Origin of the sequence: Crocosphaera sp., from assembly GCF_030064895.1 — a bacterium.
In the GTDB taxonomy this organism is placed as follows: Bacteria; Cyanobacteriota; Cyanobacteriia; order Cyanobacteriales; family Microcystaceae; genus Crocosphaera.
In genome coordinates this window covers 16,749-32,058 of sequence record NZ_JASJEB010000114.1, presented here as the reverse complement: position 1 = coordinate 32,058, position 15,310 = coordinate 16,749, and the positions used below count along the sequence as shown (strand labels likewise).

The window sequence follows — 15,310 nt, the reverse complement described above, 5'->3', positions numbered from 1 at the left end:
GTTTGTCCCTTACTGAGATAATTTACTCGTTTTATGCTGCTGTCTTTAATAACATAGTCATAAAAATTTTTCCTAATTTTACTCCTAAAAATGTTAACCCGTAAATTAAACCAGGATACCATGGACGACCTTGTCCACTAAAATTTTTAAAAGTATCTCGAATATATATTAATAATTCGCGAGTTTCCATCTTAATTGCTAGGCCAACTCGATAATAGTCATCTGAATAAAAACCAAAACTTTTAAAATAGTAGTAATGAGCTATCCAGACTACAATAGCAATGAAAATACATTGAAAACTTAGTAAAAAAAACTTAGATTTTAAGGAAAAGGTACAACTCTCAGGAGATCGCGCCCTGAGCCGAAATGAGTTTGCGGCCGGTTTAAATGCTTGTTTTGTATTGATCCTTTGAGGCCAGAGAAGATTTAGAGTTCTGTTTTTCCCGTTTGATTGAGAAAAACACCAAGCTATTGGGGGAAAAACTACCAGATTCTGGGTTTTATCTTTAATGTCGAGGTGAAGACACCCGTTACATTAATGTTGGTTGTAACACAGGGATGGGATAATGAGGGAATGGGTTGATATAGGAAAATATGAGCAAGGAGAATTCTGAATTAGTGTCTACCTCATCTAAAACCACTATTATTGGCATCATCAATGGTAAAGGGGGTGTGGGAAAAACAACCACTGCGGTTAATGTGGCCGCTATTTTAGCCGAAAAACAAGACGTTTTATTAGTAGATGCTGATCCCCAAGGTTCCGCCAGTTGGTGGACTCAACGGAGTAAAAAGGGGATTGATTTTGATTTAACCGAAGAAAATAACCCCAAAATTCTCGAAAAAATGCGTCAGATAGAAGAATATGAGGTTATTGTCATTGATACTCCCCCTGCGCTACGCTCAGAGGCATTAAAATCAGCCATCGCTTGTGCTGATTATTTAATCTTGCCCACACCTCCAGCGGCCATGGACTTAACCGCATTGATCGAAACAGTGAAAACCACAGTTATGCCCTTAAAGGTCGCTCATCGGGTATTATTAACAAAAGTAGACTCTCGCAGTTTAAAGGAAACCCTAGAAGCTCAAAACACTTTACTCGAATTGGGAATTCCTGCTTGTAATGCCTTTATTCGTCAATACAAAGCCCATGAACGAGCCGTTTTAGACGGGGTTCCTATTACAGAATGGCGTGGCAAAAATGCTAAAGAAGCACAAGCTGATTATCGTCGAGTCGTAGAAGAATTACAACGAGATTGGAATCAATTATGACAACAAAAAAATTATCAGATTTAATCAGAGAAGAAGCGACTAACCCTTCAGAAACTGTTAGTAAAACAGCAGATACTCCAACAGTTCCTAGTAATCGTAGTCGCATGACTAAAGCGCAATTGGATGAACTAATCACCCAATTAAATCAAGCTTTACAACAAGAAAAAAAACAAGTTGACAGTTTACAAAATCAAGTTAAAATCTTAGAAAATGAGATTAAAGACGAAAGAGAATTGAGTAGTCGTTTGCAAAATGAGTTACAAGGAGCAGAAGACTATCAATCCCAATTAAATGAACAAAAAGAATTGGTAGAAAAACTCTATACCCAACTGCAACAAAAAGAAGAATTAGCAGTAGAATTGGCCGAAAAAAATGAAATAATTGCTAATCTACAGGCTAAACTAAAACAAGAACCATTACCCCTTGCTTCCACTGAAGAATCCCAAGAATTAGTAGTACAAGAAACAATGTTAACCCGTCAAGGAAAAGAGTTAGAACCCTTTGCTGCACCAGTTTTAAGCAGCAAACCATTAACCAATGAAGACATTGGTTGGTTCGATTAATAAAAGAGTTTATTGATTGAAGATGTAGAATTATTTATTCTGCTCATTGTCTATTATCCATTATCCATTAACTTATGTCTGATTCTTCTACTTCCAAAATTAACGAACAAAGCAGCAAAACCCGTCAATTATTAGGGATGAAAGGGGCTAATGCTGGAGAAACTTCTATATGGAAGTTACGCTTACAGTTAATGAAGCCTATTACTTGGATACCTTTAATTTGGGGAGTGGTTTGTGGGGCAGCTTCATCAGGAAATTATATCTGGTCCCTGGAAAACTTTCTTATGGCGGCTGCCTGTATGTTATTGTCAGGTCCGTTGATGGCGGGATACACCCAAACCCTCAATGATTTCTACGATCGCGAAATCGATGCCATTAATGAACCCTATCGTCCCATTCCCTCTGGGGCCATTTCTGTTCCTCAAGTGGTAACACAAATTTTGGTGTTATTGGGGTTAGGACTGGCTTTGAGTTATGGCTTAGATAGATGGGTCGGACATGACTTTCCCATCATGTTATGTTTGACCATCGGAGGGGCGTTCCTGGCTTATATTTATTCAGCCCCACCCCTGAAGTTAAAACAAAATGGTTGGTTAGGAAATTATGCTCTAGGGGCTAGTTATATTGCTTTACCTTGGTGGGCTGGCCACGCTTTATTTGGGGAGTTAAACTTGACAATTGTTATTTTGACTCTGTTTTATAGCTTAGCTGGTTTAGGCATTGCCGTGGTTAACGACTTCAAGAGTGTAGAAGGCGATCGCCAACTAGGGCTAAAATCTCTGCCCGTGATGTTTGGGGTTAATACGGCAGCTTGGCTATGTGTGATTATGATCGATCTGTTTCAAGCTGGTATTGGTGCTTATTTGATTTACATCCATCAAAATCTTTATGCTGCCATTGTCCTGTTATTGGTAATTCCTCAGATCACTTTTCAAGATATGTATTTCTTGCGTGATCCCTTAGAAAACGATGTCAAATACCAGGCCAGCGCACAACCCTTTTTAGTGTTAGGAATGTTAGTGGCTGGATTAGCTTTAGGCCATGCTGGGATCTAGCCAATATTACTCGGATAAGCTTGAACCGTAAAACCCTCTCCCTGTCCCCCCGTCTCCCCGTCTCCGGAGTCAGTCACCACGGAGTAGTTTAACTGCTTACCTCCTGACTCCTGCCCTCTGCCTCCTGCTATAATGCTAAAATAGAGAACCCTACAGATTCGGGAGGAACACTCGATTGTCCAAGTCAGTCAACGTCGCTATATTAGGAGCAACCGGAGCCGTCGGCACCGAATTGTTAGAACTATTAGAAAGCCGCAACTTTCCTCTCAAAACCCTCAAACTCCTCGCTTCTCCCCGTTCCGCTGGAACCACCCTTAAGTTTAAAGGAGAAACCCTCACAGTTGAAGCGGTAGAGGCCAAGGCTTTTCAAGACGTTGATATAGTATTAGCTTCAGCCGGCGGTTCTACCTCCAAAGCTTGGGCGCAAACCATTGTCGAGTCTGGGGCAGTGATGGTGGACAACTCCAGTGCTTTCCGAATGAACCCAGACGTTCCTCTGATTGTTCCAGAAATTAACCCAGAAGCTACGGCCAACCATCAAGGTATCATCGCTAACCCCAACTGTACAACTATCCTCATGGCAGTGGCTATATATCCCCTGCATCAAGTTCAACCCATTGAACGCATTGTCGTGTCTACTTATCAGTCTGCCAGTGGGGCCGGGGCCAGGGCAATGGAAGAAGTGAAAATTCAATCCCAGGCTATTTTAAATGGAGAAAACCCCAAAGCAGAAATTTTACCCTATCCTCTCGCTTTTAATCTCTTTCCCCATAATTCTCCTTTAACAGATGTGGGATACTGTGAAGAAGAGATGAAAATGGTTAACGAAACCCGTAAAATATTCGGCGAACCTAATTTAAAAGTTACTGCCACCTGTGTTAGGGTTCCTGTATTACGGGCCCATTCAGAAGCCATTAACCTAGAATTCAAACAACCGTTTTCTGTAGCTCAAGCGAGGGAAATTATTGCTAAATCTCCAGGGGTTGAACTACTAGAAGATTGGCAAAAAAATTACTTTCCCATGCCCATAGATGCTTCAGGAAAAGATGATGTATTAGTAGGTAGAATTCGTCAAGACATCTCTTGTTCTAATGGCTTGGAATTATGGCTCTGTGGGGATCAAATTCGCAAAGGGGCAGCTTTAAACGCCGTACAAATTGCTGAATTATTAATAGAAAAGAGTTGGAGCAATAACAACTAATAATAAGTATTAAATCATCAGCTTTAAACCAAGATAAAGATAAGGAGGATTCGATATTGATAAAATTTGAATAATTTAAAAATGCTGAACACTGAAAAATGACGGCTGAATGCTTACAAAAAAATAAACCTCAGAAGTTTAGCAATTATGATTAAATAAATTAGGGACTGAATTAAACTGTAACCGATAAAAAAGGGAATGAGTGAACAAACTTTTGGCAACGTAATTACCGCAATGGTAACACCATTCGATAAAGAAGGAAATGTTAACTATGAAGTGGCAGAAAAATTGGCCATTCATTTAGTTAATAATGGTAGTGATGGGTTATTAGTTTGTGGAACCACAGGAGAGTCTCCTACCCTAAGTTGGTCAGAAAAATGTCAACTATTTAAAGTGGTTAAAAAAGCTGTAGGTGATAAGGCTAAAGTATTAGCAGGAACAGGAGGAAACTCAACCCAACACGTCATAGAAATGACCCAAGAAGTGGCTAGAATGGGTTTGGATGGTTCCTTACAAGTGGTTCCTTATTATAATAAACCTCCCCAAGAAGGATTATATGAACATTTCAAAAAAATTGCGGAAACAGTGGGCAATTTTCCTATAATGTTGTATAATATACCAGGACGCACTGGAGCAAATATGTCTCCAGAAACCACTGCAAAATTAGCAGAAATCAATAATATCATTGCTATAAAAGAGGCGAGTGGAAATCTAGAACAAGCTTGTAAAATTCGGAGAATGACTGATAGTTCTTTTTTAATTTATGCAGGAGATGACTTTTTGACGTTACCATTATTAACCGTAGGAGGTGTGGGAGTTGTTAGTGTATCCAGTCACTTAGTAGGCTTACAAATGCAAGAAATGATAGCAGCTTATAATCACCAGCAAGGAAGTCGAGCAAGTGAAATTAATGTGAAACTTTTTCCCTTATTTAAAGTCTTATTTTGTACCACTAATCCAATCCCTATTAAAGCAGCTTTAAACTTACAAGGATGGGATGTAGGAGGGGTGAGATTACCCTTAGTAAATATTTCTGAAACATTGAAACAAGAGGTTAAATTAGTTTTAGAAGAATTATCGTTGATAGGAAGCAAGTAAACTCAATAAAATTTAGATCAATAATAGTTTCATCAACAGTAGGACTAAACAACTCATCGGTTGTTTTTGAGAGTCTTTTTATTGACATTTTTAGCTTTTTTCACCAACCAAAATTATTAACAACTCACAAACATTATCCAGGAGGAAAATGAGTAAAACCAAACAACAACCTATCCTAAAAATTATTCCCTTGGGCGGGTTACACGAAATCGGGAAAAATACCTGTATATTGGAATACAATGACGAGATTATCCTAATTGATGCTGGTATTGCCTTTCCCACCGACGAAATGCACGGGGTGAATATTGTCCTCCCCGACATGACCTATTTACGAGAAAATCGCCATAAAATCAAAGGAATGATTGCAACTCACGGTCATGAAGACCATATTGGTGGTATTCCCCATCATTTGAAGCAGTTTGAGATTCCTAAGATTTACGGGCCAAAATTGGCCATGGCTTTAGTTAAAGATAAATTAGACGAAGCAGGACTAAGCGATCGCACAACATTACAAACTGTGAGTCCCAGAGAAACGGTAAAGGTTTGTCCTTCCTTTTCCGTAGAATTTATTCGTAATACCCATTCTATGGCTGATAGCTTCACCATAGCTATTCATACTCCTTTAGGGGTTGTTATTCATACAGGGGACTTTAAAATTGATCATACCCCCGTGGATGGAGAACATTTTGACCTGCAAAAATTAGCTGAATACGGAGAAAAAGGAGTTCTTTGTTTACTCAGTGACTCCACCAATGCCGAAGTTCCTGGTAGTACCCCCTCCGAAGGCTCAGTTTACCCTAACTTAGATCGCATTATTGCCCAAGCAGAAGGAAGGTTAATGATCACCACCTTCGCTTCTTCCGTGCATCGGGTCAATATTATTTTACAACTGGCACAAAAACATAAACGGAAAGTGGCTGTAGTAGGACGTTCCATGTTAAACGTCATTGCCCATGCTAGAGAATTAGGCTATGTTAAATGTCCTGATGATATCTTTATCTCCCTCAAAGCAGCTAATAACTTACCAGATGAACAAGTTTTAATCTTAACCACCGGGTCACAAGGAGAACCCTTAGCCGCATTAACCCGTATTTCCAGAGGCGCGCATCGTCATCTAAAAGTCCGTCCAGGAGATACTATCGTCTTCTCTGCTAACCCCATTCCAGGTAATACCATCGCAGTTGTTAATACAATTGATCGCTTGATGATGCAGGGGGCAAAAGTGATTTATGGCCGTCGACATGGTATTCACGTTTCTGGCCACGGTTGCCAAGAAGACCATAAACTAATGTTAGCCTTGACTCGTCCTAAATTCTTCGTTCCTGTTCATGGGGAACACCGGATGCTGGTTAAACACGCAGAGATCGGTTATAAGATGGGAGTTCCGGCAGATAATATCGTCATTATCGATAACGGTGATATTGTGGAACTGTCCACAGAAAAAATTGCTGTGAAAGGAAAAGTTCCCTCTGGCATCGAATTAGTAGATCAAGCCGGTGTGGTTCATGAACACGTGATGCAAGATCGTCAACAACTCGCTCAAGATGGGGTTGTTACCGTAGCGGCCGCCATTAGTTGGGAAGGAAAATTAATTACACCGCCTCAAGTTGACTTACGAGGTGTGGTGACCAAAGTCGAACCATCTTTGCTCAAACAACTAATTATTCGGGCCATCGAGAATATTCTCGAAAACCGTTGGGATGAATTTTCATCCACCGATCGCACGGTGAAGGTGGACTGGTCTTACTTACAAAAAGAAGTTGAAAACACTTTACAAAGATTAGTTAAACGGGAATTACGGAGTTATCCGTTAGTGATATTTATCCTACAAACCCCAGACACTCCTTCCAGTACACCTGAACCTGCCAGCACGAGCAACCGTAAAGTTTATCGTCGTCGTCGTCCTACGGCTTCTACGGCTTCTTAATTCCATCATAAATAGTCTTGTGGTAGGGGTCAGCATTTGTTGACCCCTATCTTTTTTCCTAAAAAAATAATTTCAGTCATCAAAATTTTTTTGAATTCAATTGATGAAGATCGATCCTGATTCTACTGGAGGTTGCCAATCTTGATCAACAAAAACATCTACATCAAAATAAGTTTCTAACCAAACTCTAGCTCCACCTTTATCAGCCCTTACTTCAGGGGAATAAAACATTCTACATGGTCCATGAATATCAATAGCATGACCCTGAATGACTCGTTGACTACCTCGCTTAACACTAATCACAGTCTTATTCGTTTTGTTGTTGGCATTACCATCAATATTCTGTCGCACTACTTTGACTACCGCTAAATCTTTTTTCAGGGGCTTTTTTGCTTTTTTATGCCAACGAGCTTTAGGACCGCGTTTGCCCTCACTAATAATCGGTTTTCCATCACACAAAGGTATAACCCATTGATTTCCTAGCTTAAACGCCCCTTCAATGCGGTTATTAGTCAGTAAATGATGCACTCTTCGTCTAGAAACTCCTAATATTTCGGCTGTTTCTTTTGCAGTAGCAAACATAAGTACAAATAACTATTCTATTCCTATAACTTTTATTCTAGCGGAAGTTTTGGTGACTCAACATAGACAACCTGAGTTGGGTGTTAGGAGTTAGGAGTTCGGAGTTGGAGTTTTTCCATGAGATAATTAGGATTTAAGACTCTTGATGAAAGACCATTTGTCTATACCTTATATCGAACTCAGGTACACAGAGCAAAACTTACACCAAAAAATATGCGATCGCATATTTTGTTCGCCGATCGCACTTATAGCACTTTTCAATTTGGTGTATCAATATTTCGGTTGAGTGAGTGTGGGAAGTCAACCAATTTTTATATTTAATTTATCCATTCTGATCAATTTTTGTTCGGCTATAATTTTCTTTTTTATGTCTCATAAAAACTAATAAACCTATTAAAAATAACCCTATATTCATAGATGGTTCAGGAATAGTGGGGGAAACAGATGGGTTAACTTCTATCAGTTGATTAAATTGACTTTGGTTGGGTGATTGACTGGCAAATGTACCATTAGCAAAACCTGTTTCTGATAAATCAATGGTAAGGGTTAGGGTAGATGTTTCTGTTCCTGTTAATTGAAAATTTAATAAACTAAAAGTATCTAGTTGATTAACTCCAATTGGTGAACCTACAAAACCACTAGGAAAAGCTGCTCCACCTAAATTAGTAATTGTTCCATCAAAATTATCTAATATTCCTGTTCTAAATAAAGGAAAAGTTGAAGGTAATAAAGGACTACTTGCAGAAGTAGGATCGAAGGGGTTATTAATATTTTGTATTTGATTTGCATCAAAAGAAAAAGCAATATTACTGCTAGTTATTCCGACAGCACTATCACGAATATCTCCCATTAATACTTCAATAAAAAAAGTATCTCCTGTGTCTAAGGGACTATTAATAATAGTTCCAGGAACGCCATTATTATCGGTTCTGAGATTAAATTGTGTGGTTAGAGTGGTCATGGTTTTCTCCTCTTAAGTTATAATGGAAAGGCTAGAAAATTAACGTTTCGTCTGTTGGAGTTTTCAATCTTGCCAACTGAAAAACAGAAAGATGCTGCGATATTTGTTTGTCAGCTACTTTCTAATCTTTATCAATCAATTCATTTATTTCGCTATGATAGAAGACTAAAAACTATCTATATCGTGGCAGGAATAAATGAAGGAATTGAAGTTTTAATTGATGAAAATGGAACTTGGGAGTTTGAGTCATGAATAAACCTCTTGAAGAAATGACTAATGTTGAATTACGTCGTTATTTGTCTGAAAATAGAAACGATGAAAATGCTTTTAGTCAAGCATTGGAGTTATTAATGAGTCGTAAGCAAAATACCACAAAATATCCTTCTCCTTTGTCTATGTCTTATGATGAAGTAGAAGCTATTTTTAAAGATAAAATCAAACAAATTTCAGATTGATTTTATTCGTAGGATGGGTTAAGCAATCGCTAACCCATCAAAATCTACTGTTTTACAAGCAAGATACTTGTGCTACGAGCTTAAAGAACTGAACTACCAAACTCAGCATTTAAGGGAACTAATTCTGCTAAATTAATTCTGCCGTCTCCTGTAATATCAGCAGTGGGGTCATAGTTACTTTGACCATTTTCGCTACCAAATAATCCAGAGGATTGTAATGTTCCTAAGTCGGTTAAATTGACTTGTCCATCGTAGGAAATATCACTATTAAATGTGGATTTTCCTGCTAAATTAATCTCAAAACTAGGGTCATTGGTGGCGTTACTAATAATAGTTAAACCGTTACCTTCATCAAAGCTCTCTCCTGCTTGATTTGGAGCGTAAGTTAAGAAGAATCGTTTTGTTTCCCCAGGATTAATTAAAGTATCTCCTTCTGGTGCGTCAATGCTAACCCCTGTTAAGCTTCCTAGGATAGAAAAGTCCGTAATCTGTAAAATATCTTCGTCTCCCATCGTATCGTTCAAAATATCGATGAATTTGAAGGTATCTGCAAAATTAGGACGGATAAACTCACTATCAGCTACAGGATCGCCATTTACATCAGTACGGAAGCGTGATAACTCGGTGGTGAAAGTAATATCGTTTATTCCGTCCGCTTCTTCTCCATTGGGCAGGAATACTTTAATAATTGCCTCATTTTCGTTAAGAATAGAGACGGTAAAGGTTTCTTCAGTGGAGGTTTTAAAGCCATCAGAAGCCGTTACACCGAGATTATAGGAAGTAACGCCACTTTCAAAGTCAATGGTGTCTACTCCTGCTTGAGTAAGGGTGATTTCCCCTGTATTTTCATCAATAGCAAATAAAGCGTCCCCATTGCCATCTGTGGGGGAGGTATTTAAGCTGAAAGTAGGGGTGTTACCAAATTGATCATCATTGGCAATAACTAGGTTTCCTGCTACAACAACGGTTCCTGCTGCAGCATTTTCTGAGAGGGTGGTATCGGCGATCGCATCTAATTCCGGCGCATCATTAATGATTAAAGTACGACTAAATTGAGTGTTACTGGGATCGGCAAATAACCCGTCTGCATACCCTGTTTGAGACGCATCTAAGTCTAAGACTATTTGGGAGTCATCACGATCATCTGTGGTACTGAAGCGCAATAGTGCAAAGCGCTCGCTACTATTTACCCCGATAGCAGATCCGTTATCGGGAGGTAATGCACCGGCACCTAAGTTATCAATGGTTCCGGTGGTATTGTTAACTGTTCCCGTTTGGAATAAGGGGAATTCATTGGTAAGAATTGAGGCTAAACTGGAGAAATCATCGATATTTTGGGCAACATCCGCAGCAAACCCTAAATCCAGTGCAGCAGCAACTAACCCAGCAGCATCGGTACGAATATCCCCTAAATTGATTTCGACAAAGAAGTTATCCCCTAAAATAGCCTCGTTAGACTCAATAACATCTCCTAATGCACCGTTATTATCTTGATAAAGGACAATTTCGACGGTTGTGGGTTGAGTATTGGCTAAAACTTGCACAGTTTCCGGACTGGAAACCTGGACTCCATCGGATGCTGTAATTCCCAGGTTAAAGAATTGGGTTTGTCCTGTGAAATTAAGGTTATCTACCCCTGCTTGGGTGATGGTAACTTCTCCAGTGGTTGCATCAATAGCAAACAAGTTATTTCCGTTGTTATCATTGGGAACGCTACTGAAAGCAAAGGTTAAGTCTTCAACGGGAGTATCGGGATCTGTTGCGGTAACGTCTGCTGCTGCAATGACCACATCACCAGCAGTGATGCTTTCGGCTACACTAATGTTATTAATGGGGTTAACGGTGGGAATTCCTTCACCGATGATGGAAACTTGTGCAGTGTCGCTTAAATTACCATCGCTGACTGTAACGGTGAGATTGAGGTTAGGATTAACCAGAAAGTCGATGTCATCGGGATCGATAACGGTAATGGTTCCGGAACTATCAATATTGAAAGCTGAGGTTCCATCGTTATCTAAGTTGGGGTTGCCGTTGGTGATAGTGTAGGTGAGGGTATCGTTGTTGGGATCTGTTGCGCTGACGGTTCCCACGATTTGGTTAACCGCAGGATTATCATCTAAGGTGAAGTTAGCGTTATTAACTACAGGTGCAAGGTTAACTGCGGCTAAATTAACAGTAATATTCCCTGTTCCTGCGCGAGAAGGATCACCATTATCCGTTGCAGTAACTTCTAAGTTAAATTGAGTGGTTGTTCCGAAGTCATCTGTATCTGCAACGGTGATTAAACCTGTTCCTGGGTTGATGGTAAATGCTGAGGTTCCATCTCCGTCAATATTGGGGTTTCCATTGGTAATACTATAGGTAATGCTGTCCCCTTCAGGATCGGTTGCACTGACTGTTCCCACTGCATCTCCATTACTGCTATCTTGCGCTAGGGTAAAGCTTTGGTCAGTAATTTGTGGGGGTTGGTTGCCTTCGTTGGGATCGTCGGTTAAATTGACGGTAATGGTGGCAGTATCGCTTAATTCTCCATCGCTGACTTCTACGGTTAAAGCGTTACTGGGGTTGGTTTCAAAGTCGAGATCATCGGGATCAGCAACCCGTAATCGTCCTTCAGCATCAATAGAAAACCCGGAGGTTTCATCTCCATCAAGATTGGGGTTTCCAGAGGTGATGGTGTAAGTTAAAGCGTCATTATTGTTATCAGTAACGGCAATTTGACCAATAATGGTATTGAGAGGGATGTTTTCAACGGTAGAAAAGCTTTGATCTTCAATTACGGGTGCAGCATTAGTGGCAAATTCAAAAGCACCTGCATCTACATTCTCACCCACAACACGGGTTGCACCATCTAAGTCAATGGGGGTTGCTTCGCTGGTATCTCCATCACCGTCTAAGTCACTGGTATCTGTGGGAAGATTGGTTTGATTTCCTAAATCAATTGCAGGAGAGTTTTCTCGAAGTCGTAAATCATCGTTGATTGCATCGACAAATAAAGGATCTTGATTGACTCCTCCAAATTGTCCATCTTGGATGATGTTGGTGTCACCTGCGTTAAAAGTGGCCAGTGAACTTGAATTAATAGAAAGTGCTGTTCCAGCATTGCCCCAAATTATGCTATTACGAATAGTCGTGTTAATACGATCACTGCTGTCAAATCCATCACTACGAATTGCACTACCAGAGGCAGCTGAATTACCACTAAAACTACTATTAGTAATAGTAGTAATTGTACCGCTCGTACTACTATTATTATTGGAAGTATCTAACTGATAAATTGCGCCACCTCGATTTCCCGCATTATTCCGACTAAAAACAGCATTAGTCAGTTGTAAATTATTCTGCAAAGTATTGAAGTTATAAATTGCCCCACCATTAGTAGTAGCAGAATTGAGGTTAAAGGTAATATTGGTTAGGGAGAAAGACTGACTAAAATTATGGTAAATTGCCCCACCATCAACTGCGGTGTTGCGGGTGAATGTTCCCTCTGTAATGGTAGAACCATTAGCACTTATTTGATAAATTGCACCCCCTTCTGAAGTTGCTTGATTTTGAGCAAAAGTGACATCAGTAAACTGGAAGCTATTATCCGCTTGATAAACTGCACCACCGTCTCCAGTAACTGTATTGTTAGCAAAAATCCCCTGATTTACAATAGGATCACTGTTAACTTGACTATACATTGCCCCACCATTGGCAGCAGAGTTACTAGCAAAAGTGACATCATTGAAAGTGGGATTACTGCTGTAATTAAGGACTGCTCCACCTTCATTTGTTGCTGTGTTATTAGTGAAGATAGCTTCATTGAAAGTGGGATTACCGGCAAAATAGTTGTAAACAGCACCACCCTGAGCAGTAGCAGTATTATTCCTAAAAGTAACATTAGTTAAGATGGGATTTGCTCCACTATTATTAAAGAGTCCCCCTCCATAGGTTGCCCGATTATTGTCAAAAATGAGGTTATTAAGGGTAGGACTACCATCACTAATGAGCATTCCTCCACCTATACCTGTAGTAGAATTGAAGGTATTAACACTTGCATTACCTCCAGTGATAGTGAACCCATCTAAAACTGTCGTGTTGGTGGTTCGAGTAGCATTAACAACGGTATAAGAATTATCATCAATGGTTTCCGTATCTCCAATTTCCCCACTTAAAATCGTGACATTATTGACGATATCCCGTTGATTTAAGCTGGTTTCTGTCCCAACAAACCCCCCATAAACCTCAACATGATTTTTCAGGACAAAAGACGCATTGCGATCTGTTCCATCCGTGGGAGTATAAGTCCCTGCTGCTACCCAAATTTGATCACCACTTCTTGCTACTGCTAAAGCATCCTGTAAATCAGTAAACGCATTTACCCAGGAACTTCCATCATTATCCCCTCCTGCATTACCTCTGACAAAGAAAATGCGAACATCCGCAGGATCGGGTGCAGGAGAAGCTGCAACCCCTTCATAAGTACCTAAATCGATTTCAGTCCCAGAAACACGACTATTTCCAGACAAATCTAACGGTATTCTCTCCGTCGTATTACCATCCCCATCAATATCTTGACTATCCGCAGGAAGTAAACTTTGATTCCCTGCATCTAACCCAGGAGAACCTGTATTTAAGCGTAAATCATCATTTTTCGCATCCACAAACAGAGGATCTTCATTCGTGGCCCCAAATTGTCCACCTTGAATGATACTATTGTTTGCTGTAACTCCTGTTCCAGCAATTTGCGCACCAGTATTACTGCTATCATTGTTCCCCCAGAGAATACTATTGTTGAGGGAAACGCTACTAGAGCTATTACTAATTGCACCACCAGTAACGGCAACATTTCCACTAAAACTGCTGTTAATAAAATTGGGGTTACTAAGGTTGTTAAAAACTGCACCACCATTGCTAGTATTAGCAGAATTTCGACTAAAAACACTGTTTATAATAGTTGGGTTACTACTACTGGTGTTAAAAATTGCACCCCCGCTATTGTTAGCAACATTGAGACGGAAAGTACCATTGGTAATCTGTGGACTACTTAAATCATTGTAAATAGCTGCCCCATTGGTAGCTGTATTAAACTCAAAAGTAGTATTAGTGAGAATGGGGTTACTGCCATTTTCGCTGTATAAACCTCCACCATTTGTGGCGTTATTCTCCGTAAAAATGATATTGCTTAAGGTAGGATTAGCATTGTCGAGGAAAACACCTCCACCATTCCCATCATCGGTACTACCATTAGCATTACCATCGGAAATAGTAAATCCATCTAAGAGAGTATTGGTGCTGATGGGAGAAATAAAAGACCCCTCTGCTCTCACCACATGATAGGAGTTATCACTATCATCACCAACGGTTCCAATATCACCACTTAAAATGGTGACATTATTGTTAATATCCCGTTGATTTAAACTGGTTTCTGTTCCTGCGAAACCCCCGTAAATTGCTACATCATTTTGGAGAACAAAACTATCTGTTCTTTCGGTTCCGGGGGTATAAGTCCCCCCAGCAACCCAAATTTGATCCCCTGCTTGTGCAGCAGCGATCGCACTTTGTAACGTACCAAACGCATTATTCCATGAAGAACCATTACCAGTCGAACCGGAGCTTACGTAAAGAATCGCCATAATAAACCTATTTTATTGTGCTAATTAAGTAGGGGGAAAACTAGGGAAAAGTTCACCCTTTTTTGTATGTAATAAATTTTTCATTACAAGATTAAAAGATTTAAACCATATAATCAATATAGAAAGTTCATCTATTTTGAAAGTGCTATCGAAATTTATTTTCTTTTATTCATAAAGTTTATAAAGTTCATAAAGTTGAGCTATTAAATTCAAAGCTTGGCTAAAGTAAGCAGACCCCGTAAAATCGATTAAAAGCCCTTCAATCTAGGGCAATCACATTTAAAGCAATTTCATGAAAAATGATTTGTCTGAGTTTCAAGTGTCTCATACAAGTTTTTGAAAATGGCGATAGATATAAACTATATTGCGATTTATAATCAATAATTTTCCAGTTACTTTCGATTATATAGATAAGAAAAAAGATATCTCATGAATCATTCCTGATTGCTATAGTTCGATTGTGATTAACTTACTTTTCAATGAAGTTCAGAAAGTTCAGGTGTTTTTTGCAAAGTTCATTGAGCTTATATATAATATTTAGTAAAGTTACGGATATTCATAATGAACTTGTTCACAACTCA

General features: G+C 39.4%; 12 protein-coding genes. 8 read left to right on the top strand and 4 right to left on the bottom strand.

Annotated features, from left to right (window positions below):
* Positions 1–31: 31 nt before the first annotated feature.
* Positions 32–190 carry a hypothetical protein gene (locus tag QNJ66_RS21520; protein WP_300510622.1) on the bottom strand — a complete coding sequence of 53 codons (159 nt, stop codon included), beginning with the start codon at positions 188–190 and terminating at the stop codon, positions 32–34.
* A gap of 404 nt (positions 191–594) precedes the next feature.
* Here QNJ66_RS21520 and QNJ66_RS21515 point away from each other — a divergent pair, with 404 nt between their 5' ends.
* The 6 genes from QNJ66_RS21515 (at position 595) to QNJ66_RS21490 (ending at position 7,113) form a co-directional block, all read left to right on the top strand.
* Positions 595–1,269: a ParA family protein gene (locus tag QNJ66_RS21515; RefSeq protein WP_300510620.1), complete on the top strand. Its 675-nt coding sequence runs from the start codon at positions 595–597 to the stop codon at positions 1,267–1,269.
* Positions 1,266–1,832: a hypothetical protein gene (locus QNJ66_RS21510; protein ID WP_300510618.1), complete on the top strand. Its 567-nt coding sequence runs from the start codon at positions 1,266–1,268 to the stop codon at positions 1,830–1,832. Before QNJ66_RS21515 ends, QNJ66_RS21510 begins: the two co-directional genes overlap by 4 nt.
* Positions 1,833–1,906: 74 nt before the next feature.
* Positions 1,907–2,887, top strand: coding sequence for a chlorophyll synthase ChlG (chlG, locus tag QNJ66_RS21505; RefSeq protein WP_300510616.1), 981 nt, complete (start codon positions 1,907–1,909; stop codon positions 2,885–2,887).
* Between the two features lie 175 nt (positions 2,888–3,062).
* Positions 3,063–4,088: an aspartate-semialdehyde dehydrogenase gene (locus tag QNJ66_RS21500; RefSeq protein WP_300510614.1), complete on the top strand. Its 1,026-nt coding sequence runs from the start codon at positions 3,063–3,065 to the stop codon at positions 4,086–4,088.
* Positions 4,089–4,286: 198 nt separating this feature from the next.
* Positions 4,287–5,186 carry a 4-hydroxy-tetrahydrodipicolinate synthase gene (gene dapA / locus QNJ66_RS21495; protein ID WP_300510612.1) on the top strand — a complete coding sequence of 300 codons (900 nt, stop codon included), beginning with the start codon at positions 4,287–4,289 and terminating at the stop codon, positions 5,184–5,186.
* A gap of 148 nt (positions 5,187–5,334) precedes the next feature.
* Positions 5,335–7,113 (top strand): ribonuclease J, encoded by a 1,779-nt coding sequence (locus QNJ66_RS21490; protein ID WP_300510610.1) that lies wholly within the window; start codon positions 5,335–5,337, stop codon positions 7,111–7,113.
* A gap of 96 nt (positions 7,114–7,209) precedes the next feature.
* On the opposite strand, the gene QNJ66_RS21485 is transcribed toward QNJ66_RS21490, so the two are convergent.
* Positions 7,210–7,695, bottom strand: coding sequence for a helix-turn-helix domain-containing protein (locus tag QNJ66_RS21485; RefSeq protein ID WP_300510609.1), 486 nt, complete (start codon positions 7,693–7,695; stop codon positions 7,210–7,212).
* Between the two features lie 322 nt (positions 7,696–8,017).
* Positions 8,018–8,656: a PEP-CTERM sorting domain-containing protein gene (locus QNJ66_RS21480; RefSeq protein ID WP_300510607.1), complete on the bottom strand. Its 639-nt coding sequence runs from the start codon at positions 8,654–8,656 to the stop codon at positions 8,018–8,020.
* Between the two features lie 69 nt (positions 8,657–8,725).
* Here QNJ66_RS21480 and QNJ66_RS21475 point away from each other — a divergent pair, with 69 nt between their 5' ends.
* Together QNJ66_RS21475 and QNJ66_RS21470 are read left to right on the top strand one after the other, a co-directional pair.
* Entirely contained in the window at positions 8,726–8,908 is a 183-nt protein-coding gene (locus QNJ66_RS21475; protein WP_300510605.1) for a hypothetical protein, read from the top strand.
* Entirely contained in the window at positions 8,905–9,111 is a 207-nt protein-coding gene (locus QNJ66_RS21470; RefSeq protein WP_300510603.1) for a hypothetical protein, read from the top strand. Before QNJ66_RS21475 ends, QNJ66_RS21470 begins: the two co-directional genes overlap by 4 nt.
* An 80-nt stretch (positions 9,112–9,191) precedes the next feature.
* Here the strand turns inward: QNJ66_RS21470 and QNJ66_RS21465 are convergent, their stop codons facing one another.
* Positions 9,192–14,729, bottom strand: coding sequence for a cadherin domain-containing protein (locus tag QNJ66_RS21465; protein WP_300510601.1), 5,538 nt, complete (start codon positions 14,727–14,729; stop codon positions 9,192–9,194).
* Positions 14,730–15,310 lie beyond the last annotated feature (581 nt).